A 25244-nucleotide genomic window follows, 5' to 3' on the forward strand; every position below is an offset into this window, starting at 1 on the left:
TTATGCTTCGGCCTGTGATTCCGTGCCCGACGGCTCGTCCTGTTGGTCACGATCCTGTCTCTGTCCCTGTTGTTCTTCGACCTGCTCGAGTAGCGTCCTGACGACCTGACTGACTGCCGTCGCGATGAGTTCCTCGATCGGCAGCCCGGGCACGACGCCAGCAAGTTTCTCCTTTGCCCAGCCGGCAGCCCCGGAGAGACGCTGCCGTATCCTGCCGACCGCACGGGAGAGGGGGCCGGCCCTCTCCTCATCCTCACCTTCGCCCTCCGCGTCCGGCTCCGGCGACTCTTCGTCCGCTTCGGCTTCCTCCTCGGCCTCCGCTTCGCCGTCCCGATCACCGGGCCACAGTTGGCCAAGCAGTTTCGCGGGCGTGCTCGTCAGTCGAGCGAGCAGGTCGCCCGGCTTGCTCGCCAGGGAGCGCAGCCGCTCGGTGACGCCACCTGCCAGCGAACGAAGCCACTCCTTGGGCTTTCCGAGCAACGACTTGGCCTTGTTCAGCAGCGCTCTCGGCCCGTCGAGCAGTCCCGATACAGCCGAAAGCAGGTTTCCGAGCAGGTTGTTCTCGCCGGGACGAGCCGATACGTCGAGCGTCACCGGGTTCAGGTTGACCTCGAGGCCGAGCAGGTCCAGATACAGCCCGTCGAGATCGAGGTGGAGCACGCCGGAAGCGTCCTCGCTCTCGTAGACGGTTTCGGCGTCGTCGGCGTGACCGTCCTCGCGGTCGTCTTCTGAGTCGTCGTCGCTCTCGGGGCTCTCTGGAGCCGTTTCTTCGCTGGTCTCGCCCTCTTCGGGAGCCGTCTCTTCGTCGGTCTCGTCTTCGTCGTCTCCCTTGCCTTCGTGCTCTGCCGTCTCCGCCGGTGTGTCGTCGTCTTCGTCTTCGTCTTCGTTTTCGTCTTCGTTTTCGTCAGGTTCCGACTCCGCGTGGCTGTCGTCCTCGGGTTCGACCTCGTCCTCGTGTCCGTTTTCGCCCTCGGGATCGTCCCTCTCGAGGCCCTCGCCTTCGTCGGTCTCTGCTGCCGACTCGGACTCGCCGTCGCTTCCGCTGGCCGCTTCTCGCTCCTGGATTTCCGCCTGCCCACCGTCGGTCAGTAATCTATCGCCCAGTTTCGCCTCCCGATCGCCGCGTAGGTGTCGGGGTCGTTGCGGATCGCCGATCGGCGCGGCATCCGAACGCTCCCCGGAGCCGTCTCCTGAGCCCATCGTTGGTATAGTGGGGACAGGAGACAGCGTTGTCGTGGTTTCGCTTGCGTGTGCGCCGGCTCCCTCGCGATCGGACCACCCCTCAGCCGATCGATCCTACCAAGACGGCGTACTCGCCCTCTAGTTCGTCGGCGTCGTGGTACGTGATCGGCTCCTCGATCACGGCGATCGTTCCGTCGTCGACGGCTGCCGCGGTCGCGATCCCCTCGAGGGACGTGTGGCCCCCGTCGCCGGACTCACGGTCGAACCACCGGACGGCGTGTGTCCCCGTATCGCGATCACGGAAGTGCTGGGCACACGGTACGCCGATCGTCCCGGTGTCGGCGTCGACCGCGAGTTCGCGGGCGAACCCGCCGAGGTCGGCACCCCAGCGGGCCTCACCCGTCTCGGCGTCCACGGCGACGAGACGGTGTTCGTTCGGGTGTCGCCCCGCCGTTTCGCGGCGGTCGACCGCGTACGTGTTCCCGGTCGCGAAGGCGACGATCCCGCCCGAGAGGGACGCGTGATTCGGGTACGCGTACAGCGTTTCCTCGCCGACGTCGGTCTCGACGCCGAGGTCGATGCGCCACCGTTCAGCGCCGCCGGGGCCGAGGAGGTATCCCCGCCGGTCGCCGTGGCTCGCAACCGCGGCGGTCTCGCCATCGACGGAAACGTCGCCGACCCGCCTCTCGCCGTCGGTCCCTGGGTCCCACGTCCAGACCGGGTCGCCCGTCTCGGCCTCGAGGACGACCAGGCCGTTGTCGTGGCGGCCGGGACAGCGGTTGTACGCGACCGCGACCCGATCCGCGCCGGTCGCTCCGGCATCCGTATCGAGGTCGATCGCGATCGGCGACGCGTCGGTCTCGTACCGCCACCGGACGGTTCCGTCCGGAGCGAACGCGTAGACGGCACTCTCCCAGCGCCGCGTCTCGCCGTCGCGTTCGTAGCGCCGCGCCACAGCGTACAGCCGACCGTCACGGTCGGCCTCGAGTGCGACCACGTGTGGGAGGACGAAGACGCCGGTTCCCACAGGGTCGCCGACCTCGTCGGCAGCGTCGTATCGCCAGCGTTCCGTTCCTGAGTCGGCGTCGTACGCAGCGACCCGTCCCCGTTGCCCGCGGCCGCCGACGATAACGCTCGTCCCGTTCGGCCGCTGGAGCGTCTCGATCCGCGCCGGATGGTCGGGTCTGCTCGTCGTCCAGCGGACCTCGAGCGAGCGGCGATCGTAAGCAGTCACCGTCCCGTCCCACGTTCCCGTCACGACCAGCGAGCCGTCGACGTGGACGGCGGAGCGGGCCCACATGTGCCGGCTCCCTGCCGACTCGATCTCGCCGAGAGACCGACTGCGAAACCGTTCGTTGGTCCCCCGCTTCGTCTCGTGGCCGTTCGCGCTCATTCGTCGTCTTCGATCGGGAACGTCTCGTGGAGCAGGTCGTGGGCCTCGCCGAGTCCATCGACGACGCCCTCACCCTGCTTGCGCAGTCGTTTCACCGCCCGTTCGCCGTTTCGGACCTCGAGCAATCGACCGCGTGTGTAGTCGTATTCGGGATCGTCGCTGTCCATCCGCGCGACTTCCTCCTCGAGGTCGACGAGCGCCGCGTCGAGATGACGCTCGATCTCGGTGAGGCTCTTGGCCTCGACGAGTCCCTCGATCGGTCCCTCGAGGTGACCCTCGAGTTCCGTTTTCGCGTGTTCGCGGTCGCTGTCGTCTCCAACGCCGAAGACGTTCATCAGTCCGAGTCGAAGTGCTTCGATTTCGTGGCAGCTCATGTGATCTTAGTTGTGTCGTCGGTTTCGTTTGCGTTTCGAGTCGTTGAGTGTCTGTACGTGTGATCGATACATCTCGCTACAAGGTCTCCTGGACCAACTCACTCACGAGCCGTCCGTCGACGAGGTGGTCCCCGACGATCCGATCGGCGTCGCTCTCGTCGACATCGCCGTACCAGACGCTGTCGGGATAGACGGCGACCGTCGGCCCGTCCCCGCACTGTCCCAGACAGGACGACCGGGTGATCCGGGCGTCACAGTCGTCGGCGTCCCGGGCCGCCTGTCGAAGTCGCTCGAGAACGGCCGGTGCGCCCATCTCCGCACACGTCCGGTTGGTACAGACTGCGACGTGATTCGCCGGCGCGTCGTGGCTGTGGGGTTCGTCGTCGATGTCCTCGCGATCCGCGTGACTCTCCCGGTGGGTGAGTGCCCGGAGCATCGCCCGCGCACCGCCGACGTCTTCCTCGTATCCCTCGAGACCGACTTTGTACTTGCAGGTGTCACAGGACATCTCGACGCTGTCGGTGCGGGCCTCCTGCCAGCGGTCCGCGAACACGTCGAGGAGCCGCGAGTCGGTGCCGAGCGGATCACCGGCGAGGGCCTCGACGTAGGGGTAGTCGTCGTCGAACTCGGCCGTCCACTCCCGAACGCGGCCAGTGAGTACACCGTCGCCGAGCATGTACGGGATCACGGCGACGGCGTCGGGACGGTGCTTCGAGAGGTCGTGTAGCGTCTCTTCCAGGGTCGGCTCCGTGACGCCGATGAACGTCGGCTCGACGCGGGAAAACGGTCGCCCTTCGTGGAGCAGCCGCGCGAGTTTGTGGACGTCGGCGTTCGAGTCCGGGTCGCTCGAGCCTCGGCCACAGAGGACGACGGCGAGGTCGTCGGTCTCCCGGTCGACGCCGAGTTCCGTTTCGACGGCCGCGACGCGGTCGTCGAGCACCTCGAGGATCGCCGGGTGAATCCCCAGGTGTCTGCCGTTGTGTATCTCGAGGTCGTCGTGGCTCGCACGGGCCCGTTCGATCGCCAGTGGCACGTCGTTTTTGACGTGACCCGCGGCGAACAGCGAGCAGTGGACGACCGTCACAGCCGAGACGACCGACGCGAGATCGGCGATCGCGTCCTCGATCGACGGCTTCGCGAGTTCGAGAAACGCGGCGTCGACCGGGACGCCGAGCCGTGACTCGAGGCCGGCGGCAAGCTCCCGGACCTGTTCGTTCGACTTCTCGCGTCGGGACCCGTGCCCGACCAGCAACACGGCTTCGTCGTCGACGCTGGACGGGGTCGACGCTTCCGTCACGGCTGCTCACCTCTGCCGGTCGGCTCGTCCCGGTTTCCGGTCTCGTCGCCGTCGGTGAGGCCGACCTGTTCGAGACTGCGCTCAAGCTTTCGACGGCGACTGCGCGCGTAGAGGCCGGTTTCCGCACAGCCCTCGTAGACCCAGGTTCCGAACGCCGGAGCCGCCTGGTCGGCGACGCCGAACCAGTAGCCGCCCGAACTCGTCTCCGAGAGCTCCTCGACCGGCACGTCGACGGGACAGTCCGCGATCAGGTCCCGGATACGCTCGAGAAGCGCCGGGTCCTCGTGGACGAACGACACCCCGACGGTGCCACTCGAGGACTTGAAACAGACCGTGCCACAGCTCTCGAGCAGGCCCCGAAGGAGCGTACGCCGATGGTCGGCGAACGCGCCGAACCGGTAGTTCCCGCGACCGTCGACGGGGAACCCGAGCGTAGACTGGCGACCGAGGAGTGTTCCAGTGTCGTCCCCGTCACCGTCTGGATCGGTCGGGGCCGGGGTCGGAGTCGAGGTCGAGGTCGAGGTCGAGGTCGGGGACGGAGTCGAGACCGACAGCGACAGCGTATACTCCGTCTCGGTCCGCGTGATCGACGCGTCGTGGGCATACTCGCGGCGCGTCGTCTCTCGCTCGAGGTCGCCCCCTCCAGCGATCGCCGCGAGCACGCGAACGGCACGCTCGTCGCCAGTGACGATCTCGAGTTGTCCCTCAGAGACGCGACCCCCGCCAGCGACGTGTCCCCAGAAGTACGCCGAAGCCGGGTGGCCGGCCAGGGGATCGATGGGAACCTCGATTTCGACTGGCTCCTCTATGAGGTCGCCTTCCGGGTCGGCGGCGTCGCTCATCCATCTACCTCCTCGACGACGATCGCGTCCGTCGGACACGCCGTCGCGGCCTGTCTCGCCTCCTCGAGGCGGTCGTCGTCGAACGTGGCGACGACGCGTTCGGCGTCGTCGTCGACCGATCCCTCGCAGTCGTAGACCGGGTCCGCGCCGGGGTCGATCTTCGCCAGCCCGTCGGCACCCTCGACGAAGCGAGGATCGCGGGTCAGACAGGCGAATATCCCGTCGCAGGCGTCTTTCTCGATCGTGACTTCGTATCGTGGCATCTCAGTAGTCGTACTTGGTCTCGTATCCGCGCGGTCGCACCATCCGATCGTCCCAGACGTAGGTGTCCTCGGTGCCGACGACGATCGTTGTCGTCATGTCGATCACGTCGCGTTCGCCGAACGATTCGAGTTCGCCCAGTTCCGTGATCACTACCTCCTCGTCGTCCCGGCCTGCGCCGTGGACGATCCCGACCGGCGTCTCCTCGTCGCGGTGAGCGAGCAGGATTTCACAGGCTTTCTCGAAGTTCTCGCGACGCTTGCGGCTCCAGGGGTTGTAGATCGTAATCGTAAACCCCTCCTTGGCCGCCGCGTGCAACCGCGACTCGATCTCGGGCATCGGGACCAGATGGTCCGACAGCGAGATCGAGACGGTGTCGTTGACCAGTGGTGCACCGAGGCGGGCACCACAGGACTGGGCGGCCGGCACGCCCGGCACCACCTCGAAGTTGACCATCGAGGCCGTCGCACCCTTCGATTCGAGAATCTCGAGTGCCAGTCCCGCCAGCGCGTAGACGTTGGGGTCACCGCTGCCGACGATCGCCACGTCGTTGCCAGCGAGCGTGCGGTCGATCGCCTCTTCGGTCCGCGAGACTTCGCCACACATCGGCGTGTCGTAGATCTCGTCGGCACCCTCGGTGATCGCGTCGGGCAGCAGTTCGATGTAGGTCGTATAGCCGACGATGTGTTCGGCCTCGTGCAGTGCCGTCTTCGCGCGCTCGGTCATCCCTTCCGGCTGACCGGGGCCGAGCCCGACAGCCGTGAGTTGGCCGGGGTCGGCGTCGAAGTCGGCGACGGTTGCGCCGACCTCCTGTTCGTTCGAGTCGCTCGAGTCGTCGGAACTCGAGGCACCACACGCCGACCCGCTCGAGTCGTCAGTTCCGTCCGAGCCGCCACACGCCGACTCGCTCGAGTCGTCGGAACTCGAGGCACCACACCTCGAGCTCGAACTGTCCGGGTCGGATTCGGCGCTCGTCGCGCCGCAACTCGCTGTCGATTCGTCCGTGTCTGCGTCCGCGTCCGTCTCCGTATCTGTCTCCGTGCTCATGTCTGGTCAGAAGTCGTCGACGTCACGCCCGCCACGCGGGGTGACGAGGTACGTTCGATCGGCGTTGCTCCAGGTTTCGGTCTCGTGGGTCCCGATGATCAGCGAGGTGCCCATCCCCGACACTTTGTCGTCGTGGTCGGCGGCGTCGCCCAGCGTCGTGACGTGGTGGCTCTCGCCGTTACGGCCCGCGTCGGCGCGGCCCGCGTCGTTGACGATCGCGACGAGGGCGTCGTCAGTGCGTTCCTCGCGGACGATCTCGACCGCGCGCTCGTAGTTGCGCCAGCAGTTGTAGAGGACGATGACGAACTCCGAAACTGCGGCCGCCCGCAGTTTCTCCTCGATTTCGTCCCAGCCGCGCCACTTGTCCGACAACGAGATCGTACAGAAGTCGTTACACAGCGGCGCGCCGACGTTGGCAGCGCCACCGAGCGCGGCGGTCATACCGGGCACGACCTCGATGGGAACGTCCGTCGCGTCGTCCTCGTCGGCCATCTTGAAGATGAGGTCGGATTTGCCGTAGACCGACGGATCGCCGCCCGAGACGTGAGCGACGTCCCGTCCCTCGCGGACGTAATCGAACGCCGCGCGGGCGAGTTCGATCTGGCGTCCCATCGTGGAACGGACGATCTCCTGGCGAGCGCCGTCCTCGCGGGTCGCGACGCCGTCGTCGTCGACGGCCGACTCCGGCGGGAGCGTCCCGTCGGCCCGCAGGAACTCCTGGTAGAGACTCGAGGCGATGACCACGTCGGCGGACTCGATGACCTGCTTTGCTCGCGCAGTCATGTGGGCCGGCAGTCCCGGCCCGATCCCGACGACATAGAGGGTGCCGTGGTCGTCCGGCGTCCCGTTGCCGGCGGAACCGGCGGCGTCGTCTGCGCTCATCGGCCGATCGCCACCGTTACCTCGTCCTCGTAACTGCACTTCTCGAGGACGAGTTCCTGTTCGCGTCCGCCGGCGATCGCACTCGCCTCGCAAACGCCGGGCCAGCCGATCAGCTCCTTCGATTTCGAGGGGGTCGGCCCCTCGTGTTCGAAGAGGGTTTCCTTGTCGAAGGTGACGACGCCCAGGTCGAGTTCCTGTGCGGCCTCGAGAAGGCCTTCCTCGTCGGCTTTTCGGGTTGCGGTCCCGACGAACTCGACGTCGTCGAGGCCGTACTCGGTTCGCTCGAGTGTGTCTTCCCAGGCGGCGACGAACGTCTCCGCGTCTGCGCCGGAGACGCTTCCCGTCCCGAGAACGATCCCGTCGTCGGCGTTTCGCTTGAGCACCGTCACGTCGTCGCCGACGAGTACGGCACGGGGACCGTCGAGCCGCGCGACTGGACCCAGATCGTCGTCGAGGACGGCGAGGTTAGTCTGGACGGTCGAGTCGCCGTTGACGACGTGGGTATCCATCGCCTTCGCCCGGGACTCGACGCCCTGTTTCCCCGCCGCTTCCGAGGCGGTCGTCATCGCCGGTACGGCACCCATCGTCGCGAGGTCCTGAGCGACCTGATTCGCACCGTGGTGACCGCCCGTGATCGGGATCGCCCACGTCAGCTCCTCGTCGACGACACAGATCGCGGGGTCGTCCCACTTGTCCTCGAGCAGGCCCGCTGTCTTGCGCATCGCGATGCCGGAGGCCATCAGCCCGACGAAACAGTCGTACTCGCCCCAGTGTTCTTCGAAGACATCGCCGTGGTACTCGAGGATATCGATCAGATCGTAGCGGTCCGCGAGTTCGTTCCGGATGTCCTCGGCGGTCTCGAGCTTCCGCTCGAAGGCGACGATCGCGATCTCCTCGGCGACTTCGCCGTCGGAGTCTGGCGTCGAACAGTGACCGCCGTCGTTCGTACTCGAGTCGTCCGTGCCGTCCGTCGTCTCTGTTTCCGAGCTCATTATCGCATCTCGATCGTCGTGGATTCGGTTTCAGTCATCGGTCGACTCCGCTTCGTCGGTGGTGTCGGCGGCTCCGCTGTTGGCCCAGTCGCCGTAGAGGTACGAGCGCTCGTAGCCCGCCCCCGTCACGGCGTCGCCGACGACAACCAGCGCGGAGGCGCGGTACCCCGCCGTCTCGACTTTCTCCGCGATGTCGTCGATCGTTCCGAGGAGCACGTCCTCGTCGGGCCAGGAAGCGTGGTAGATCACTGCGACCGGCGTCTCGGGGTCGTGGCCGTCCTCGAGCAGTCGGTCCATCGTCTCCCGGACGGCGTGGGTCCCGAGGTAGATGCAGGTCGTCACGTCCCCCATACCGACGAACTCGGAGACGTGATCTTGCTCCTCGCTGAGGGTCTTCCCCTGGGGTCGGGTGAACGCGACGTGATTCGAGACCTCGTTGAGGGTGAGCTGAGTCCGAAGTGTCGCGCTCGCGGCGAACGCCGACGTCACGCCCGGGACGAAGTACGTCGGGACGCCCTCGCTCTCGAGGGCGTCCATCTGCTCGAGGGCTGCCCCGTAGATCGCGGGATCGCCGCTGTGGAGCCGAACGACGGTCCGGCCGTCCTCGTAGGCGTCTCTCATCAGTGGCACGAGCTCCTCGAGGTCCTTGCCGACGGAGTTTACGAGGTCGGCCCCGTCGCAGTAGGCCTCGAGCAGTTCGCTGTTGACCAGCGATCCCGCGTGAACGACGAGATCGGCGTCCTCGAGCAGTTCCTTCCCCGCGACGGTCAGCAGCCGCGGGTCGCCGGGTCCAGCGCCGACGAACGGCACTCCCTCGCCTCGGTCGCCGGCGTTGCGTTCGAATACCCTGTCGTCGACACCGTCGATACTGTCGGGGTCGGCGCTATCGTTGCTGTCGTTGCCGTCGTCGCTATCGTTCGATCCCATCATCAGTACCAGTCCCGGTCACGGTCACAGTCGCCGCTCTCGAGGCCTTCGGCCCGCTCGAGGGACACGTCCGCCGGCGATTCCGATCGTCTCTCGTCGGGCTTTGAGTCCGTGCTCACGTCGGCTTCGGGAGCCGCCCGGTCGTCGGTCGAGGCCGCCGGGGAGTCGGGACCGGTCGCTGCCGGCCCCGCCTCTCGTTCCGACTCGGCCCGGGTACCTGAGCCGTCGTCGTCGACTTCGAACGCCGCCGTCGCCGGCTCGACCTCGAGATCGGCCCGTTCGGCGTACGCGAGGGTGTAGTAGTCCCGTTCGGCGATCTCGTCGGGATCGTGTGTGACGACGGTTTCGCCCTGTTCCATGAACAACCGACGGCCGTAGGTCACCTCGTAGCCGGCGTCGACGAGTCCCTCGTGAGTCGCGGGTGCGTCGGTGACCTTGAACAGGATCAGACGGTCCGGGCCGGTCGGGCTCGCACCGCCGTCGGCCTCCCGCAGCGCCAACCCAGCGCCGGCTTCGACTTCGACGCCCAGCGCCGTCGCGAACGCGGTGACCGCGCTGACCCCGGGGACGACCTCGAGGTCTACGTCTGGATGGAACGTCGCGAGCGTTCGCCGGAGGTGCCCGAACGTCGAGTAGACGTTCGGATCGCCGAGCGTGACGAACGCGACGTCGTCCTCGGCGGCCGCCGTGGCGACCTCCGCCGCGGCCTCTTTCCAGGCGTTTCGGAGCTTCTGCTCGTCTCGAGTCATCGGGAACTCGAGGTCGCCGATCGCCGACTCGTCGACGTGCTCGAGCGCGACGGATCGGGAGAGCCGTCCCGGGGAGTAGACGACGCTCGCGTTCTCGAGGACCGCCTTCCCGCGAACGGTCACGAGGTCGGCGTCGCCGGGTCCGAGGCCGACGCCGTACACGGTCACTGCGGGTCACCTCCGGCCGCGGCGTCGGCCGGCGTCGACCCGTCGTCGGTCGCGCTCCCGACGAGTACGTACACCGGATTGTTCGCGTCGAAACTCGTCGCACCGGCGAGCTCGTACCCCTGGCTCACCTGTACCTGCAGTACCTCCTCGAGCACCCCGCGCTCGCGGAAGGCCGTGACCGCTTTCCCGGCGACCTCGAGCCGGGAGACGTTCATCACGATCCGATCGACGCCCGTCTCGACGGCGTGATCGAGCACGGCCTCGAAGTTGCGACTCCCACCGAGGAAGACGGCGTCGGCGTCGGCGGGCAACCCTTCGGGCGCTTCCGCGTTCCGAAGCTCGACCGTGGCCTCGACGATGTCGTCGTTGGCCGCGAGGTTTCGTTCGGTCGTCTCGAGCCGGTCGGGCTTGCGCTCGATCGCGGTCACGTGACCGGCCTCCCGCGCGGCCTCGACGGTCACGGCACCCGTACAGGAACCGACGTCGACGACGTGGTCGTCCGGCTCGAGCGCGAGCTTCGAGCGGACGACGGCCCGTATCTCGGGTTTCGTCGGGCCGGCCTTCGCATCGTGTGGTAACGCGATGGGTGGCATCACCTGTGGAAACAGAGTCCTGCCCTAAAACAATTTTGTTTGTTGTAGGACAATCTGGATTGCCCAGATGGAGTTGGAGTAGAGAAAGTTTCGTTGTGAGGCGGCTCGATAACCGGAATCTCTCTCGAGCGAACCGGACTGACGGCCGGCGTTGCCGCCGGTGTTGTGACGGCACTGTCGGAGAGACTAGGCTCGAAGCCACCGACGAGGACGCAGCATCGTGATCGGTCCGTCGGGCAGCGGTTCGGCGTCGATGGCCGACCGGACCAGGCAGCGATCCGTCACTCGATGGCCGATCGGACAACGACAGTCAGTCGGTGAGGCCTTCGAGGAATCGATCGAACGCGCCGCTTTCTGGATGAACGTGGGCGTACGTTCCCAGCGAGGCGTACTCCGTCAGTCCGTCGTGTTCGCCGTCGATCCCGTCACCACGGACCGTCTCGAAGGCAAAGCGTGCGTCGTCGTCGACCGACGCCCTCGAGTAGTGAAACTCGTGGCCACGAAGCCGCCCCCCATCGTTCGCGGTCAGCGTGCCGTCGACCGCCTCGAGTTCGACGTGGTCGAGTGCCTGGTACCGGTCGTGCATAGTTACGTCGGCCGGGAGGATACCCGCCATCTCGTAGCGGTCGCCGTCCGCGGTCGTCAGCGACCGGCTCATTGCCATGAGGCCGCCACACTCCCCGAAGACGGGGAGGCCGTCGCTCGCCAGCCGACCGAGTTCCGCGAGCGTATCTGTCGACTCGAGCGCCGACGCGTGAAGTTCGGGGTATCCGCCGGGGAGATAGACGGCATCGCAGTCGGGGACGGGGTCGCCGGCGACCGGCGAGAACGTCACGAGGTCGGCCCGTTCGCGAAGCCGCTCGATCGTCGCCGGGTAGCGAAAACAGAACGCGGCGTCGTCCGCGACGGCGACGGTGGCGTCGACGGCTTCGGTATCCCTCTCACCTGTGGGTTCCGGCGGCACAGCCGCGGCGTCGACCAGCCGTTCGGTCTCGAGAGTGTCTGCTGCTTCCCGGAGCGCGTCCCGCGGGAGCGACGCCTCCGCGCCCATCTCGAGGCCGAGGTGCCGGTCGGGAATCTCGAGGTCGTCGTTCGGCGGAATCCGGCCGAAGTACTCGAGTTCCGACGGAAGCGCGTCCCTGATTCCGCTCTCGTGGCGGCCGCCGTGGGCGCGCTGGGCGACGATCCCCGCGACCTCGATATCGCGACCGACCCGATCGGCGTACTCCTGAAACCCCAGCGCGGTCGCCGCGACGCTTTCCATCCCCGCACTGGCGTCGACGACCAGTATTACCGGGAGATCGAGCGTCTCGGCGACCATAGCGGTGCTCGATCCGTCGCCGTCGTACAGTCCCATGACGCCCTCGACGACGCAGATAGCGGGGGACGATCTCCCCCGGGCGGATGGGTGTGACCCGTCGGCGTCGCCTCCACCGCGGGCGTAGTTGCGCCGGAGACCGTCCTCGCCCTCGAGCCACGGGTCGAGGGTCCGCGACGGCCGGCCCGCGACCGCCTCGTGGTGGCTCGGATCGATGAAGTCTGGACCAGCCTTCGCCGGCTGGACGTCGTAGCCGGCGTCCTGGAGCGCCTGGAGGACCGCAAGCGTCGCGACGGTCTTGCCGACGCCGGAGCTGACGCCCCCGAGGACGAACCCCTTCATCGGTCTTTCCTCCGGGTTCGACTGTCCGCTCGCGCTTGGCCTCTCGCTCGTGTTCGCCGCCGGACTCGAGCCCAGCCGCCGTCCGCGTTCGTCTCTCCCATTGTCGTTTCGTTCGTACAATCGTACTTGAACTCGTTGGTGGCCCCGGCTCGAGTCGAGGCTCGGCGCACCGACGAACTTAACCGGCCGAATCCACTATTGCGCTTCCCGATGACCGACGACACCGAACACCACCTCCGAGAGGCGCTTCGACACCTCGAAGCCGCTCGAGACGGCGACCTGCGCAAGACCAACGCCGTCGCGGTCGAGGAGGTGTCGGATACCATCACCGCAGTTCTCCAGGAGTACGAGGAAGACGGGCAGTAGCGTTTTACGACGGCGTCTCGCCGTCGGTCGGCTGTCGAACGGCGAACACGATCAAGTCCGAGAACGGCGTCTCGTCCTGGCCGTCGCCGCCGGCGTACCGCGAGAGTTCCGCGAGCGTGAATCGGTGGATCGTCTCCGCGTCGTGGGTCAACCGCTCGAGGACGAGCGCCTCGAGGTCCCCACTGGCTCCGCGGTCGAGCAAGAACTCGGCGAGGTCGCCGGGCATCCGATCGAACGGCCGTGGCAGGGCAAGCAGGTGTCGGCCGTCGTCGACGACGGCCCGAGCGAGACGCTCCATCTCGGCCTCGAGGTCGCCGCTTTTGTGCAGCGTGACGAACTCGGTGCTCTCCATCGGCGTCCGGGCGCGGCTGGCGGCCACCTGGAGCGAGGAGATACCGGGGACGACCCGGACCGGCGTCCCGGGTGCGGCGCTCGCGACGGCGTCCTGAACTTTTCCGACGAACTGGTACCCCGAATGGTTCGGATCGCCCATCGCGACGGCGACTCCCGTCTCGCCGGCAGCGACCCGGCGACCGAACGTCTCGAGGGCGTCGGCCTCGTCGCGGTACCCACACGACAGGTGCTCGCAGTCGGCAGTCGTCACGTCCGCGACGTAGTCGACGACCGTCTCGAACCCGACGAGCACGTCGGCCTCTCGGATCGCTCGCTCCCCGCGAGGTGTGAGATACTCGCGGTTCCCGGGGCCAATGCCGACGACGTGGACGGGGTCCCGTTCCTCCGCCCTGGTGGACTCGAGAGCCGCTTCCGGCTTGGCAGCCGCGAACGTCGCCGGATCGGGCCCGGCGTCGAGGTCGTAGTCGCTCATCGGTCTGGAGTCGTCGTGGCCTCGAGGTCGAGATCCAACTCGAACTCGAGGTCGCCAGCTCGCACGTCCGTGGCGACGTGGACGAGCTCGTTCGTTAGCGCGGCCGCGAGGCCACTCCCGCCGCGGCGACCGACGTGCGTGATCGCCGGGACGCCGTACTCTCGGCTGACCTCGCGGATTCGCTCGCGGCTCTGTTCGGCCTTGACGAATCCGACCGGGGTCGCGACGACGACGGCGGGTCGGGTCCCCTGCTCGATGCAGTCCGCGAGCGCCAGCGCGGCCGTCGGGGCGTTCCCGATCGTCACGATCGCGTCCTCGAAAGCTCCCTCGTTGTCGAGTTCGAGCATCGCCGCCGCGGTGCGGGTCATCCCCGTCCGCTCGGCGAGTTCCTTACCATGTCCGATCGCTTTGCGGACATCGCAGTCGTGACCCCGACCCGTCACGCCGGCTTTCACCATCGTGATGTCAGTGATGATCTCGCGTTCCTCGAGGACGGCCCTGGCCCCGGCCCGTGCTGGTTCGTCTTCGCCGGCCTCGCGTTCGTCTCCGCCGGTAAACCGGAGGAGGTGCTGGAACTCGATGTCTCCCATCGAGTGGACCGATTTCTGCCGGAACCGATCGGCCAACGTCTCGTCGGGGACGAACTGGCGTACGATGTCCATGCTCGTCTCCGCGATGTCCATCGCGTTTTGCGTCGTTGCTCCCAGATCGGCGTACTCCGTGGGTTCGTTGTCCGTCATCGTAGAGATACTCAGTCGTCGGTCGGTGTTCCCACCGTTTCGTTGGTCGTTCGTGCTTCCAGGTCGCCCTCGACCTCGAGGTTCAGGTCACGCAGTCGGTCGGCCGTCTCCTCGTCGGCGTCCCAGAGGTCCCGTTCGATCGCCTCGAGCAGGGTGTCCGTGATGGACTCGAGCGCCCACGGGTTCACGTCACGCAGCCAGTCTTGGCGGTCCTCGTCGAAGGCGTACTTTGCAGCGACCTCCTCCCAGAGGGTATCGCTCACGACCCCGGTCGTCGCGTCCCACCCAAGCGTCACGTCGACGGTCGTCGAGAGGTCACCAGCACCCTTGTAGCCGTGTTCCTCCATGGACTCGAGCCAGTCCGGGTTGAGCACGCGCGAGCGCATCGCTTTGCGAATCTTCTCCTCGTTGGTGTAGACGTCGACGTTGTCGGGGTCAGAGGAGTCGCCGACGTAGGAGGCCGGCTCCTCGCCCGCGATTTCCGAGACGGCGGAGATGAAGCCGCCGTGGAACGCGTACCAGTCCGAGGAGTCGAACTCGTCCTGTTCCATCGTGTCCTCGATCTTCACGGTGGCGTCGACGCTCGAGAGCCGCCGTTCGAACGCGTCGTGGGCGTCAGAGACACGCCCTCTCGAGCCCATGGCGTAGCCACCCCACTGGACGTAGACGGAAGCGAGGTCGCCGCGGTCGTCCCAGTTCCCTTCGTCGACGGCCTTGTTCGTCCCAGCGCCGTAGCCCCCGGGTCTGGTCGTGAACACGCGGTGTTTCGCCGCTTTGCGGGCGTCGGACTCCTCGAGTCCCTCCCTCTCCCGTAGTTCTTCGGCTTCTTCCTCGACGTGTTTCTTCACGTAGTTCATCTCGTGTGGCTCGTCGAGGTCGACGACCGCGTCGACCGCGTCGTGGATGACTCCCGCAGCGGCCGGGAAGGCGTCCCGGAACAGGCCCGAGACCCGCGTCGTCACGTCGATACGCGGACGGTCGAGTTCCTCGAGCGGAATTGGCTCCACGTCGTCGATCCGCCCTGCGTCGGTCCACTGGGGTTCGACGCCCATCATCGCGAGCACCTGGGCGATCGTCTCGCCGCGCGTGCGTACGGTCGGCGTTCCCCAGGCGACGACACCGATCTCCTCGGGATAGCCGTCGTTTTCGGAGTGGTGACGCTCGAGGACGCCGTCGGCGACCTCCCGACCGACTTGCCAGGCGGGCTTGGCCGGAACCTTCCGTGGATCGAGCGTGTAGAAGTTCCGTGCTGTCGGGAGCAAGTCGACGCCACCGCGGGTCGGTGCGCCCGATCCTCCCGGGGGCACGTACTCGCCCGAGAGTGCGTCAGCGGTGCGTGGAACCTCGTCTTCGGCACCCTGGACGCGTGGCTTTGCCTCGTCGCAGATGTAGGCGAGTGCCTTCCGGAGGTCGTCGTGGGCTCCCGACGTCGCCCGTGCGTCGCCGATCGTCTCGAGGTCGACGACGAGCAGGTTCATGTTCACCTCGTCTTCGGGGCCAGCCTCGCGCTCGGACTCGGGCACGTCGAAGTCGTACGCCGCGAGCGTCTCGACCAGTTCGAGGCTGGTTTCGTGGACCACGTCGGCGGCCTCGGCGTAGGTCATCCCGAGGTCATCGTCGTACTCACCGGGCGCGTTCAGCATCTTCTCGTAGTCGACGCCGAGCGCGCCGGCGACGCTCTCGCGCAGGCTCGGCGCACCGGGGTTCTCGAGCCGGGTCAGCGCGACGAGGTACTCGACGAGGCGCTCGTCTTCGGGCGGCTCGGACATGGTGTGCAGCCCCAGCCGGATTTGGGTCGTCTTGACGTCGGTGAGGTACTCGTGGACTCGTTCGACGAGGTCGTCGACGCCGACCTCGTCGCCTTCCACGTCACCCTCGGCGAGGGTCGAACCGGCCTCGTCGGGGCCGCGGACGGCCGCTTTTTCGTCGACCGTCCCTTCGATACCCAACTCGACCGCGAGGTCCAGTTCCTCGACTTTCTCCCGGATGAGGTCCTCGAGATGCTCCCCGTCGTCCGCCCGAGCGTCTTCCATGCCCGCTTCGCGGTACTGGTTGGCGAGTTCCTCGAGTTCCGAGAGTTCGTCGTAGGTCCCCGCCGACCGCATGACGGGCGTGAGGTAGTCGACGATGGCGGCGTAGGAGCGGCGCTTGGCCTGCGTTCCCTCGCCGGGGTTGTTCACGATGTAGGGGTAGACGTTCGGGATATCGTCGACCAACTGGTCGGGCGCGCTCTCGCCGTTCAGGCCGACCGTCTTGCCGGGGAGCCACTCGAGGCTGCCGTGGGTTCCCAGATGCACGACGGCGTCGGCCTCGAACTGGTTCCGGAGCCACCCGTAGAAGGCGAAGTAGTCGTGGGGCGGCTGGAGGTCGGAGTCGTGATAGACTTTCGAGGGGTCCATCCCGAACCCACGCGGGGGCTGGACGGTGACGAGGACGTTGCCGAACTCGACGCCGGGGATGGCGAAGGGCCGGTCGGGCACCTCGCCCCACTCCTCGATGACGTTCTCCTGGAACCGTTCGTCGGCGTCCGCGAACCACTCCTCGTAGGTATCCGGCGAGACCACGTCGACCGACAGCTCACGGACGTCTTCGGGCGCGACCCAGCGGTCCTCGAGCGTCAACTGCGATGTGAGTCTCTCGACGAGGGTCTGTCCGTCGTCGGGCATTTCACCGGCAAGGTCGTAGCCGCGAGACTCGAGTTCTTCCAGCAGATTCACCGTCGAATCGGGGCTGTCGAGGCCGAAGGCGGTGCCGATGCCGTCGTCGCTGGGCGGGTAGTTGTGCAGGACGACGGCGATCCGTTTCTCCTCGTTGGACGTGTGTCGCAGTTGTGCCCAGTTGACCGCCAGCCGCGTGACGTGGTCGATTCGCTCTTCGATGGGGAAGTGGTGTTTCGGCGCGGAGCCGATGCCGGCCTCGTCGTCGGTCCGCTCTTTGCCCGAAATCGGGTGGGTGATCACGTTGCCGTCGAACTCCGGTAGGGCGACCGAGAGGGCCAGTTCGAAGCCCATCACGCCGGTGTCGCTCGACTGGTAGCGGGATCGCGAGCGCATCGTCGTGACCGTCTGCAACACCGGCACGCCCAGCCGGTCGAGGAAGACGTCCTCCGCCGACTGTCCCTCGTCGCTGGCCGAACGGCCCCGCTCGTCCATCGACAGCGAGAACATGAACGACGACAGGACGGCGTCGACGACGGGTTCACCGGTGGCGGTTTCATCGCCGTCTCGAGGCGTCCCCGACGCCTCGCCGTCGTCCAGCAACCAGTTTTCGGTGACCCACTCGGCGTCTTCCTGTTTTTCGCTGTCGGTGGCAGGGTTACAGAAGATCGGCAAGGCATTCACACCCTGCTCCTCGAGTGCGCGGACCTGCCGATCGACGTACCGGGTGTTCTCGTGGGTCCAATGGGACTCGTAGAACCAGATCGCCACGGTCGGCCGTTCGGGATCGTGGGTCGCGAGCAGTTCTTCGTACTCGATCCCGGGATAGTCGGGGTGATAGACCCCCTCGGTCGGCAGTGCAGTCGGCTCGTCGTACTCGAGTTCCCGGTCCGTGTACTCCGCGGCGAGGAACCGACACAGGTTCTCGACGTTGACCGTCCCGCCCTTTTCGAGGTAGTCGTACGCGAGCTCCCGGTGGTCCTCGGCTACCGTCGTATCCTCGAAGGCGAAGGCGTCGCCGGTGGCCTTGACGATCAGGGGAACCCCGGCCTCCGCGAGCGCGCTCGTGGCGTAGTCGTAGCCGGGCATGCTGTCTTCGGCCCCGTGGAGCCAGAAGACCGCCGCCGCGGCGTCGCGTAACGTGTCTACGAACGCCTCGACGTCGCTTTCCGCTTCGAGATCGCTCTCCGAGCGGACGACCAACTCGAGGTCGGAAGCGTTCTCACCTCCGATCCCCTCGGCGAGCCGTTCGGCCGCACGACCGATCGATCCGAGTTCGTTCTCCGTCGCGGTGTATATCCCGATCCGTGTCATCGCGTTTTTAAACCTCTGTTGTATTAGCGCAACCATGGTTGCAAACGCCGGAGATAAAAAGCTATCGTCGCTCCCCTTTCCGGCGATCGTCGGCCAGCGGGAGCTCAAGCGCGTGCTGCTCGCGGTTGCGGCGAACGACGACCTCGATGGGGCCCTGATCGCCGGCGAGAAGGGGACCGCGAAGTCGACGGCCGTCCGCGGGCTCGTCGACCTGCTCCCGGAGCAACGGGCGGTCGCGGACTGTCCGTACGGCTGTGCGCCCGACGAGCCGTCCCTGCAGTGTGAGTCGTGTCGCGACCGGGATCGCGAGGATGTCCCCGTCGAAACGCGGCCCGTCCCGCTCGTGACGCTCCCGCTCGGCGCGACCCGCGATCGCGTCGTCGGTACGCTCTCCGTCGAGGACGCGCTGGCCGGAGAGGCCGACTTCGATCCGGGCTTGCTGGCTCGCGCCCACCGCGGGCTCCTCTACGTCGACGAGGTGAATTTGCTCGACGACCACCTCGTGGACGTGCTCCTCGACGCGGCAGCAAGCGGTGTCAACCGCGTCGAGCGAGACGGCGTCAGCGTCTCACACCCCGCCGAGTTCACGCTGATCGGAACGATGAACCCCGAGGAGGGAGAGCTCCGCCCACAGTTGCGTGACCGGTTCGCGCTGCGGGCGACCGTAGCCGGCTGTCGCGACGTCGAAGACCGCGTCACGGTGGTCGACCGCGTGCTCGAGCGCTCGAGCGACGACAGTTCGCCGGACTCCTACCGCGACGAGGTCGATTCACTTCGGGCCGACCTCCGGGCCGCTCGCGAGCGCCTTCCAGGGGTTACCCTTCCGGACGAGTTCAAGACGGAGATTGCCGAACTCTGTCTCGAGGCCGGCGTCGACGGTCACCGTGGTGACGTGGCGATCGCCCGGACGGCGATGACGCTGGCCGCACTCGAGGGTCGAACGACGGTCATCGAGGGAGACGTTCGCGAGGCAGCGGGCTACGCGTTGCCCCACCGACTCCGGTCGACGCCGTTCGAGGAGACGCCGGCTCTCGAGGACCTGCTCGAGGAGCGGTTCGACGAGGACGGAGGTGACGACGGAGAACGTGAGAACGACGGCGAAGCCGACGAGGGCGCGGACGGCGACGGTGACGGGGACGGAGCCGACGGGAGCGCGAACGACGACGAGACGCCCACGGAACGCGAAGCGCCCGAACCGGGCGACGACGCGGGGGCCGAAAGCGACGGTGACGGCCCGGTGGACGACGGCGACGCTTCCGACACCGACGACGGGCAAAACGAACGCGACGGGGCCCCCTCTCCATCTCCCTCTCCCTCTTCGAGTGGGGAACTCGAGCCGACGGACGACGACGCTGTGGACCCCCCCTCGAGCCCCTCGGACGGAAACACGGACGACGGAAACGAATCCGACGGCGACCCCGAAACGGCCGCACCGATCGTCCCCGGCCAGCGACGCCCCGAGATCGGCCAGGCGACCGCACCGAATCTCGACACCCCCGAAGTCGACGATGGGTCCGGCGACGCCGGCGGAAGTCGACGATCTTCGGCGACCTCCGACAGCGACGCACGCGGGCCCCGCGTTCGAACGGAGCGGGCGTCGCCCGACGACCGGATCGACGCGGCCGCATCGGTTCGGGCGGCGGCCACACGGGGCGACTCGAGCGTCGAGGAACAGGACCTCCGCCGGTCGATCAGGACCGACGAAACGGCGGCGACGATCGTCTTCGCCGTCGACGCGAGCGCATCTATGCGGCCCGCGATGCGAACCGCGAAAGGTGTCGTCCTCGAGTTGCTCCGGGACAGCTACCAGCAGCGAGATCGGGTCGCCTTCGTCGCGTTCGCGGGCGACGACGCCGAGGTACTGCTGCCGCCGACCGACAGCGTCTCGCTCGCCGCCAGACACCTCAAGGACCTCCCGACGGGCGATCGGACGCCGCTGCCGGCCGGCCTCGAGACCACGGCGCGACTCCTCCGTGGGGCGACGACGGACGCGGCGGTGGTCGTGCTCGTGACGGACGGCCGAGCGAACGTCGCCGACGGGAGTCCGACGAAGGCGACGCGGCGAGCCGCTCGCGAACTCGCAGCCACCGGCACTCGCGTGCTCGTCGTCGACGCGGGCGAGGACGCCCGAGGGGGCGTCACGGGGATCGTCGCCGAGGAAACGGATGGGCGAACCGTTCCCCTGTCGGGGCTGTCGAGAGAGGCGGTTCGAACGGCGGTCGAACGGGCCGGGGACGACGGGTAGCCCGACAGTCGTCACCGTCCCGGCTCGATCACGGATCAATACGCCTTTGAGTCGCCTGGGCCGTTCTCCGACGGGAGAACGATGACTCGACCATGAGCGGGGATGGGACGACTTCCGGCGAGGGGAGCGAGAGGGACAGTGCAGACAACATCGAGTACGGCATCGACGACAAACCGCCGCTGGGCGAATCCGCCGTCCTGGGCGTCCAGCACTACCTGACGATGGTCGGTGCGAACATCGCGGTCCCGCTGATCTTGGCGGACGCGATGGGGATGATCGAGAACCCCGAGGTGACCGCACAGTTCATCGGGACGTTCTTCGTCGTCTCGGGGATCGCGACGCTGGCACAGACGACCTTCGGGAACCGCTATCCGATCGTACAGGGGGCTCCGTTCTCGATGCTCGCCCCGGCGATCGCTATCGTCACGGTCGTGACCACGGGTGGCATCGCGGGCCAACCGGACTGGCAAGCCGCACTGGTACAGCTACAGGGCGCGATCATCGTCGCTGCGGCCGTCCAGGTGTTGCTGGGCTATCTCGGCCTGGTTGGCAAACTCCGTCGGTTCCTTTCGCCGGTCGTGATCGCACCGACGATCGCACTCATCGGGCTGTCGCTGTTCGACGCGCCCCAGATTACGGGGACTGACCAGAGCTGGTGGCTGCTTGGGCTGACGGTCGTGCTCATCGTCCTGTTCTCGCAGTATCTCGAGCTCAAGCACAGGGCGTTCCGGCTGTATCCAGTCATCCTGGCGATCGCGATCGCCTGGGTCGCTGCGGCGGGCCTTTCGGTCGCCGACGTTCTCGGCACTGACCACCCGGGCCACGTCCCGCTCGGAGAAGTCGCCGACGCGTCGCTACTCATGCCGATCTACCCCTTCCAGTGGGGGGTACCCGAGTTCACGACCGCGTTCGCCATCGGGATGTTCGCCGGCGTTCTCGCCTCGATCGTCGAGAGCATCGGCGACTACTACGCGGTCGCGAACCTGACCGGCTCCGCAGCGCCAAGCGAGAAGCGAATCAACCACGGCATCGGCATGGAGGGCCTGATGAACGTCTTCTCCGGGATCATGGGAACCGGCGGCTCGACGTCCTACTCCGAGAACGTCGGCGCGATCGGCCTGACCGGCGTCGCCTCCCGATACGTCGTCCAGATCGGTGCCCTCGTCATGCTCGTCGTCGGCTTCGTCGGCTACTTCGGACAGCTGATCGCGACGATCCCCGATCCGATCGTCGGCGGGCTCTTCATCGCCATGTTCGCCCAGATCGTCGCCGTCGGCGTGGGCAACCTCAGACACGTCGACCTCGACTCCTCGAGGAACGTGTTCGTCATCGGCTTCGCGCTGTTCGTCGGGCTGGCAATCCCGGCGTATATGGGCAACTTCGAGACCACCCTCGAGTTCCGCACCGCCGTCGGCATCGAGGCGGCTATCGCGCCGCTTCTCGAGTTCGACCTCGTCGCCAACACGGTCCTGGCGAGCAGCCTCGAGGCCGCGGCGATCGCCGCCGTCGACACCGTGTTCATCATCGGCTCGACGGGGATGGCCGTCGGTGGACTCGCGGCGCTGTTTCTGGACAACACGATCCCGGGCACTCGAGAGGAACGTGGACTCGCCGAGTGGAGCCGGCTGACGGAGGACGAAGCCGACTTCGAGACCTTCTGGGACCGGTGGGTCGACGCCGACGAGGAACCTGGCACTGACCGTTCGCGGTAACGTCGGCGTCTGTCACCGCGTGTGGTTTCCATCGCTTGCTTTTCCGTCGTCGACTCGTCGGGGGAATCCGTGAGGGGAGCGGCGGGCGACGACGGGTGACGACGGGCGACGACGGGCGAGTTCGAGGTCGAGCCCATCCGATCCGATCCGATACGACCGCCCTGCCCCGATCCGCTCCGATCCGAGTCGATCCGACCCGACTCTCGAGTCCGGCCAGCCGACCGATAGTATTTGGTTCTCGGGCCCACAGAGAGTGGTGATGGCAACCCTCCCGCTCGCGGACGACTCCGGCTCCCTCTGGTACGACGAGTACGGCGACGGCAGACCGCTCGTGTTCGTCCACGGCGGCTGGATGAACGGCCGCTCCTGGCGGCCCCAGATCGACCACTTCGCCGACGAGTTCCGCGTCGTCACGATCGACGTCCGGGGTCACGGCAACACGGGCGCGACGGACCGGACCCGGTACTCGATCGAGTTGTTCGCCGACGACCTCGAGCGGTTGCTCGCCCGACTCGAGGCCGACGGGACCCGTCGTGATGGAGCCCGGGACGATGGCGCGCCGATCCTCTGTGGCCTCTCGCTTGGGTCGATGGTCGTCCAGGAGTTCCTGTCCCGTCACCCGGATCGTGCCGCCGGCGCGATCCTCGCGGGTGCCGTCCGGTCGATGCCGCCGGTGGGTCTTCCAGCCGGCATGAAACCGCTCGTGTCCCCGACGCCTGCGGTGTCGACGAGCCTCTCGATGGCGGGGCCACGGACCACCTTTCGGTCGCTACTGTACTCGATTCGGGCGACGACCGGCGGGCCGTGGCTATCGGTCGACCCTGCGGTTCGCTCGACGGCGATGGACGCCGTCGGCGAAATCTCGAGTGCGGAGTTCCGGAAGGTGTTCGACGCGCTGTTCCGGTACGAGCCGCCGTCGCTGACCGGCGTCTCGACGCCGACGCTGGTCGTTCACGGCGAGCAGGAGGCCCAACCCGTCGTTCGGCAGGGCGAGCGGATCGCGGCGGCAGTCGACGACGGCCGTCACCTCACGCTCGGCGACGCGGGTCATCTCGTCAACCAGGACCGGCCACGGGCGTTCAACGACATCGGGGAAAAGTTCCTCGGCGGACTGGCCGCAGTCTGACGGCTTCTTTCGTGCTGATCGGGGTCGAAACCCGTCTCCTGCCCTGACAGTCACGACGACGCTGGCAACAGAATTTGGCGACGACCCCAAGGAGAACAGCCACGAATACACGACATCGGTTCGGTCGGCGACCGATCGACCACCACACACCATGAGCAGCCACAGTCCGGAGTCCGAACCCGAACCCGAATCCGAATCCCAGTCCCAGACCCAGACCCAGTCTCAGTCTCACTCTCAGTCTCAGTCTCAGTCGGCGGTCGTTCCGCCGGGCCGAGAGCAGTGGTCCAGCATCTCGAAACACGTGTTCAACAGCTACCTCGAAGCGAACAACGCCCTTCTCGCGACGATGGGCATCTCGCCGTCTCCGGCCGATCGGAGCGACGCAGCGACCGACCGACGAGTCCCCCTCGAGCCGGGGGCCGAGGACTCCCCTCTCCCCGAACTCGCGTTCGGCGAGCAGGCGTGGGTGACGGAACGCTCCGTCGGCGACCACAGCGACCTCGGCGTCGGCGAGTACGTTCGGTTCACGAAACGGATCGCGGAGGCCGACGTCTCCGCGTTCGCGACCGTCTCCGGGGACACCAACCGACTCCACCTCGAGAATGGGTTCGCGACCGAGACCCAGTTCGGCGGGCGAATCGTTCACGGCACACTCGTCGCCGGCACGATCAGCGCCGCGCTGGCCCGACTGCCGGGGACGACGATCTACCTCTCCCAGGACCTGGAGTTCCTCGCACCCGTCGAGATCGGCGACCGAGTCACGGCGGAGTGTGAAATCCTCGAGGAACTTGGTGAAGACCGCTATCGGGTACGAACGACGGTTCGTTCAGCACCGGAGTCGTCCTCGAGCGAACGGGAAGACGGAACAGCGGCCGACGACGCGGACACAGACGACGACGGTGGGCGAACGGTCATCGACGGCGAGGCCGTCGTCGCGATCCGGCCGCTGCCATCCGAGTAGTGACCACTGACCAAAGTCGAGCAGGGACTGTTCGGGACGGCTCGTTTCTCGTTTTCGGACGACCGCACCAACCTGCAATCGCGACTGGATATCCAGTCGGTCCTCGTACTACCGGACAACAGTCAGTACACACCCGCTCGCGTCTCGAGACGATCGGTGTGTGCAGTGTGTTGTCCGACAGTATCACTCGTCCTCTGAATCCCGACCGACGAGATCGTCGACGGTCTCCAGAGTCACGTCGGTCCCCTCGCTTTCGCCCGGAAGGATGTCGCCGAGCGATGCGCCGATCGCGGCGGCGGCCCAGATGACCGTCACGCGGCCGAACGCCTCGAGTCGCGTCGGGTCTTCCTCCGCGTGGCGGCCCCACAGCACCAGCAGGAACACCGACGTGAGAAACGACACCGCCAGGACGCCGACGAGCCGTCGAGGGACGACCCCGAACAGGGGCTCCGAGACGCCGACGTCTCTGAAGTCGGTCCAGTAAAGCAGGCCAGTCGTCAGCAGGACGATGAAGGTGACGTTCGCGACCAGCGCCACCGGTATCCCGGCGATCGTCGTTTCGAGGAACCACTCGGCGATCTCGAAGACCCCGTCCTCGACCAGCAGTGGCAGCGACAGGAGCACGGCCCCGACGAACCCCTCGGCTACGTCACGGGTCGTGTACTTCTGAATCCCGTTACTGACGGACCGGCGGCCGGGAACGTGCTCGAGCATTCGTCGGACGCTGCGGACGTCCGCCCGTTCCGACGGGCTCGAGACGGACTGTTCGAGTTCGTCCAGTCGCTCGAGAACGTCGTCGACGTCGATGTCGACATCGGCATCGACCTCGCCCGACTGCCGATCCACGTGATCGCGGCGCGGGCCGTAGTCGTCGCCCGCGTCCGCTTCCGAATCGCTCATACCGGGACGAACCAGCGCCGATACAAAAAC

General features: G+C 67.1%; 22 protein-coding genes. 5 read left to right on the forward strand and 17 right to left on the reverse strand.

Translation table 11 applies throughout. From position 1 onward, the window contains the following. From C446_RS03860 to C446_RS03920, 13 genes are all read right to left on the reverse strand, one after another. Entirely contained in the window at positions 1 to 1200 is a 1200-nt protein-coding gene (locus tag C446_RS03860) for a hypothetical protein (RefSeq protein ID WP_006671751.1), read from the reverse strand. Between the two features lie 82 nt (positions 1201 to 1282). After that, entirely contained in the window at positions 1283 to 2575 is a 1293-nt protein-coding gene (locus tag C446_RS03865) for an outer membrane protein assembly factor BamB family protein (RefSeq protein WP_006671752.1), read from the reverse strand. Then, positions 2572 to 2949 carry a DUF3209 family protein gene (locus C446_RS03870; RefSeq protein ID WP_006671753.1) on the reverse strand — a complete coding sequence of 126 codons (378 nt, stop codon included), beginning with the start codon at positions 2947 to 2949 and terminating at the stop codon, positions 2572 to 2574. Before C446_RS03870 ends, C446_RS03865 begins: the two co-directional genes overlap by 4 nt. 76 nt (positions 2950 to 3025) lie before the next feature. Further along, positions 3026 to 4246: a CbiX/SirB N-terminal domain-containing protein gene (locus C446_RS03875; RefSeq protein ID WP_006671754.1), complete on the reverse strand. Its 1221-nt coding sequence runs from the start codon at positions 4244 to 4246 to the stop codon at positions 3026 to 3028. After that, entirely contained in the window at positions 4243 to 5088 is an 846-nt protein-coding gene (locus tag C446_RS03880) for a hypothetical protein (protein ID WP_006671755.1), read from the reverse strand. The genes C446_RS03875 and C446_RS03880 overlap by 4 nt, the downstream gene beginning before the upstream one ends. Continuing rightward, complete coding sequence (locus tag C446_RS03885) at positions 5085 to 5351, reverse strand: ferredoxin (RefSeq protein ID WP_006671756.1); 267 nt, start codon at positions 5349 to 5351, stop codon at positions 5085 to 5087. Before C446_RS03885 ends, C446_RS03880 begins: the two co-directional genes overlap by 4 nt. A gap of 1 nt (position 5352) precedes the next feature. Further along, positions 5353 to 6396, reverse strand: coding sequence for a precorrin-3B C(17)-methyltransferase (cobJ, locus tag C446_RS03890; protein WP_006671757.1), 1044 nt, complete (start codon positions 6394 to 6396; stop codon positions 5353 to 5355). A gap of 6 nt (positions 6397 to 6402) precedes the next feature. Continuing rightward, positions 6403 to 7278, reverse strand: coding sequence for a precorrin-3B C(17)-methyltransferase (locus C446_RS03895; RefSeq protein ID WP_006671758.1), 876 nt, complete (start codon positions 7276 to 7278; stop codon positions 6403 to 6405). Further along, on the reverse strand, positions 7275 to 8270 hold the full coding sequence (gene cbiG, locus C446_RS03900) for a cobalt-precorrin 5A hydrolase (protein WP_006671759.1): 996 nt from the start codon (positions 8268 to 8270) through the stop codon (positions 7275 to 7277). The genes C446_RS03895 and cbiG overlap by 4 nt, the downstream gene beginning before the upstream one ends. A gap of 30 nt (positions 8271 to 8300) precedes the next feature. Further along, positions 8301 to 9200 carry a cobalt-precorrin-4/precorrin-4 C(11)-methyltransferase gene (locus C446_RS03905; RefSeq protein ID WP_006671760.1) on the reverse strand — a complete coding sequence of 300 codons (900 nt, stop codon included), beginning with the start codon at positions 9198 to 9200 and terminating at the stop codon, positions 8301 to 8303. Further along, entirely contained in the window at positions 9200 to 10114 is a 915-nt protein-coding gene (locus C446_RS03910) for a cobalt-factor II C(20)-methyltransferase (protein ID WP_006671761.1), read from the reverse strand. Before C446_RS03910 ends, C446_RS03905 begins: the two co-directional genes overlap by 1 nt. Then, positions 10111 to 10707: a precorrin-6Y C5,15-methyltransferase (decarboxylating) subunit CbiT gene (gene cbiT, locus C446_RS03915; protein WP_006671762.1), complete on the reverse strand. Its 597-nt coding sequence runs from the start codon at positions 10705 to 10707 to the stop codon at positions 10111 to 10113. The genes C446_RS03910 and cbiT overlap by 4 nt, the downstream gene beginning before the upstream one ends. Positions 10708 to 11017: 310 nt before the next feature. After that, entirely contained in the window at positions 11018 to 12367 is a 1350-nt protein-coding gene (locus C446_RS03920; RefSeq protein ID WP_006671763.1) for a cobyrinic acid a,c-diamide synthase, read from the reverse strand. 210 nt (positions 12368 to 12577) lie between these two features. Between C446_RS03920 and C446_RS19230 the strand changes: the two genes are divergently transcribed. Beyond that, positions 12578 to 12733 carry a hypothetical protein gene (locus C446_RS19230; RefSeq protein ID WP_006671764.1) on the forward strand — a complete coding sequence of 52 codons (156 nt, stop codon included), beginning with the start codon at positions 12578 to 12580 and terminating at the stop codon, positions 12731 to 12733. Between the two features lie 4 nt (positions 12734 to 12737). Here C446_RS19230 and C446_RS03925 read toward each other — a convergent pair whose 3' ends face one another. From C446_RS03925 to cobN, 3 genes are read right to left on the reverse strand one after another with little or no spacing between them, the layout of a single operon-like run. Beyond that, on the reverse strand, positions 12738 to 13559 hold the full coding sequence (locus C446_RS03925; RefSeq protein WP_006671765.1) for a cobalt-precorrin-7 (C(5))-methyltransferase: 822 nt from the start codon (positions 13557 to 13559) through the stop codon (positions 12738 to 12740). After that, positions 13556 to 14299 carry a precorrin-8X methylmutase gene (locus C446_RS03930; protein WP_006671766.1) on the reverse strand — a complete coding sequence of 248 codons (744 nt, stop codon included), beginning with the start codon at positions 14297 to 14299 and terminating at the stop codon, positions 13556 to 13558. The genes C446_RS03925 and C446_RS03930 overlap by 4 nt, the downstream gene beginning before the upstream one ends. 11 nt (positions 14300 to 14310) lie before the next feature. Then, positions 14311 to 18270: a cobaltochelatase subunit CobN gene (gene cobN / locus C446_RS03935; RefSeq protein WP_006671767.1), complete on the reverse strand. Its 3960-nt coding sequence runs from the start codon at positions 18268 to 18270 to the stop codon at positions 14311 to 14313. A 34-nt stretch (positions 18271 to 18304) separates the two neighbouring features. Here cobN and C446_RS03940 point away from each other — a divergent pair, with 34 nt between their 5' ends. From C446_RS03940 to C446_RS03955, 4 genes are all read left to right on the forward strand, one after another. Next, complete coding sequence (locus C446_RS03940; RefSeq protein WP_006671768.1) at positions 18305 to 20515, forward strand: VWA domain-containing protein; 2211 nt, start codon at positions 18305 to 18307, stop codon at positions 20513 to 20515. Between the two features lie 92 nt (positions 20516 to 20607). Further along, positions 20608 to 22227, forward strand: coding sequence for a uracil-xanthine permease family protein (locus C446_RS03945; RefSeq protein WP_006671769.1), 1620 nt, complete (start codon positions 20608 to 20610; stop codon positions 22225 to 22227). 259 nt (positions 22228 to 22486) lie between these two features. After that, on the forward strand, positions 22487 to 23353 hold the full coding sequence (locus tag C446_RS03950; RefSeq protein ID WP_006671770.1) for an alpha/beta fold hydrolase: 867 nt from the start codon (positions 22487 to 22489) through the stop codon (positions 23351 to 23353). Positions 23354 to 23504: 151 nt separating this feature from the next. Further along, positions 23505 to 24314 (forward strand): MaoC family dehydratase, encoded by an 810-nt coding sequence (locus tag C446_RS03955; protein WP_006671771.1) that lies wholly within the window; start codon positions 23505 to 23507, stop codon positions 24312 to 24314. A 183-nt stretch (positions 24315 to 24497) separates the two neighbouring features. Here the strand turns inward: C446_RS03955 and C446_RS03960 are convergent, their stop codons facing one another. Continuing rightward, on the reverse strand, positions 24498 to 25214 hold the full coding sequence (locus tag C446_RS03960; protein ID WP_006671772.1) for a DUF2391 family protein: 717 nt from the start codon (positions 25212 to 25214) through the stop codon (positions 24498 to 24500). Between the last annotated feature and the right edge of the window lie 30 nt (positions 25215 to 25244).

The organism is Halobiforma nitratireducens JCM 10879 (assembly GCF_000337895.1).
GTDB classification, from domain to species: Archaea; Halobacteriota; Halobacteria; order Halobacteriales; family Natrialbaceae; genus Natronobacterium; species Natronobacterium nitratireducens.

What these genes read in the sequence shown, in the direction of transcription:
- C446_RS03860 (WP_006671751.1), bottom strand. Translation starts at nt 1,200, where the DNA reads ATGGGCTCAGGAGACGGCTCCGGGGAGCGTTCGGATGCCGCGCCGATC.
- C446_RS03865 (WP_006671752.1), bottom strand. Translation starts at nt 2,575, where the DNA reads ATGAGCGCGAACGGCCACGAGACGAAGCGGGGGACCAACGAACGGTTT.
- C446_RS03870 (WP_006671753.1), bottom strand. Translation starts at nt 2,949, where the DNA reads ATGAGCTGCCACGAAATCGAAGCACTTCGACTCGGACTGATGAACGTC.
- C446_RS03880 (WP_006671755.1), bottom strand. Translation starts at nt 5,088, where the DNA reads ATGAGCGACGCCGCCGACCCGGAAGGCGACCTCATAGAGGAGCCAGTC.
- C446_RS03885 (WP_006671756.1), bottom strand. Translation starts at nt 5,351, where the DNA reads ATGCCACGATACGAAGTCACGATCGAGAAAGACGCCTGCGACGGGATA.
- cobJ (WP_006671757.1), bottom strand. Translation starts at nt 6,396, where the DNA reads ATGAGCACGGAGACAGATACGGAGACGGACGCGGACGCAGACACGGAC.
- C446_RS03895 (WP_006671758.1), bottom strand. Translation starts at nt 7,278, where the DNA reads ATGAGCGCAGACGACGCCGCCGGTTCCGCCGGCAACGGGACGCCGGAC.
- cbiG (WP_006671759.1), bottom strand. Translation starts at nt 8,270, where the DNA reads ATGAGCTCGGAAACAGAGACGACGGACGGCACGGACGACTCGAGTACG.
- C446_RS03905 (WP_006671760.1), bottom strand. Translation starts at nt 9,200, where the DNA reads ATGATGGGATCGAACGATAGCGACGACGGCAACGACAGCAACGATAGC.
- cbiT (WP_006671762.1), bottom strand. Translation starts at nt 10,707, where the DNA reads ATGCCACCCATCGCGTTACCACACGATGCGAAGGCCGGCCCGACGAAA.
- C446_RS03920 (WP_006671763.1), bottom strand. Translation starts at nt 12,367, where the DNA reads ATGAAGGGGTTCGTCCTCGGGGGCGTCAGCTCCGGCGTCGGCAAGACC.
- C446_RS19230 (WP_006671764.1), top strand. Translation starts at nt 12,578, where the DNA reads ATGACCGACGACACCGAACACCACCTCCGAGAGGCGCTTCGACACCTC.
- C446_RS03925 (WP_006671765.1), bottom strand. Translation starts at nt 13,559, where the DNA reads ATGAGCGACTACGACCTCGACGCCGGGCCCGATCCGGCGACGTTCGCG.
- C446_RS03930 (WP_006671766.1), bottom strand. Translation starts at nt 14,299, where the DNA reads ATGACGGACAACGAACCCACGGAGTACGCCGATCTGGGAGCAACGACG.
- cobN (WP_006671767.1), bottom strand. Translation starts at nt 18,270, where the DNA reads ATGACACGGATCGGGATATACACCGCGACGGAGAACGAACTCGGATCG.
- C446_RS03940 (WP_006671768.1), top strand. Translation starts at nt 18,305, where the DNA reads ATGGTTGCAAACGCCGGAGATAAAAAGCTATCGTCGCTCCCCTTTCCG.
- C446_RS03945 (WP_006671769.1), top strand. Translation starts at nt 20,608, where the DNA reads ATGAGCGGGGATGGGACGACTTCCGGCGAGGGGAGCGAGAGGGACAGT.
- C446_RS03950 (WP_006671770.1), top strand. Translation starts at nt 22,487, where the DNA reads ATGGCAACCCTCCCGCTCGCGGACGACTCCGGCTCCCTCTGGTACGAC.
- C446_RS03955 (WP_006671771.1), top strand. Translation starts at nt 23,505, where the DNA reads ATGAGCAGCCACAGTCCGGAGTCCGAACCCGAACCCGAATCCGAATCC.
- C446_RS03960 (WP_006671772.1), bottom strand. Translation starts at nt 25,214, where the DNA reads ATGAGCGATTCGGAAGCGGACGCGGGCGACGACTACGGCCCGCGCCGC.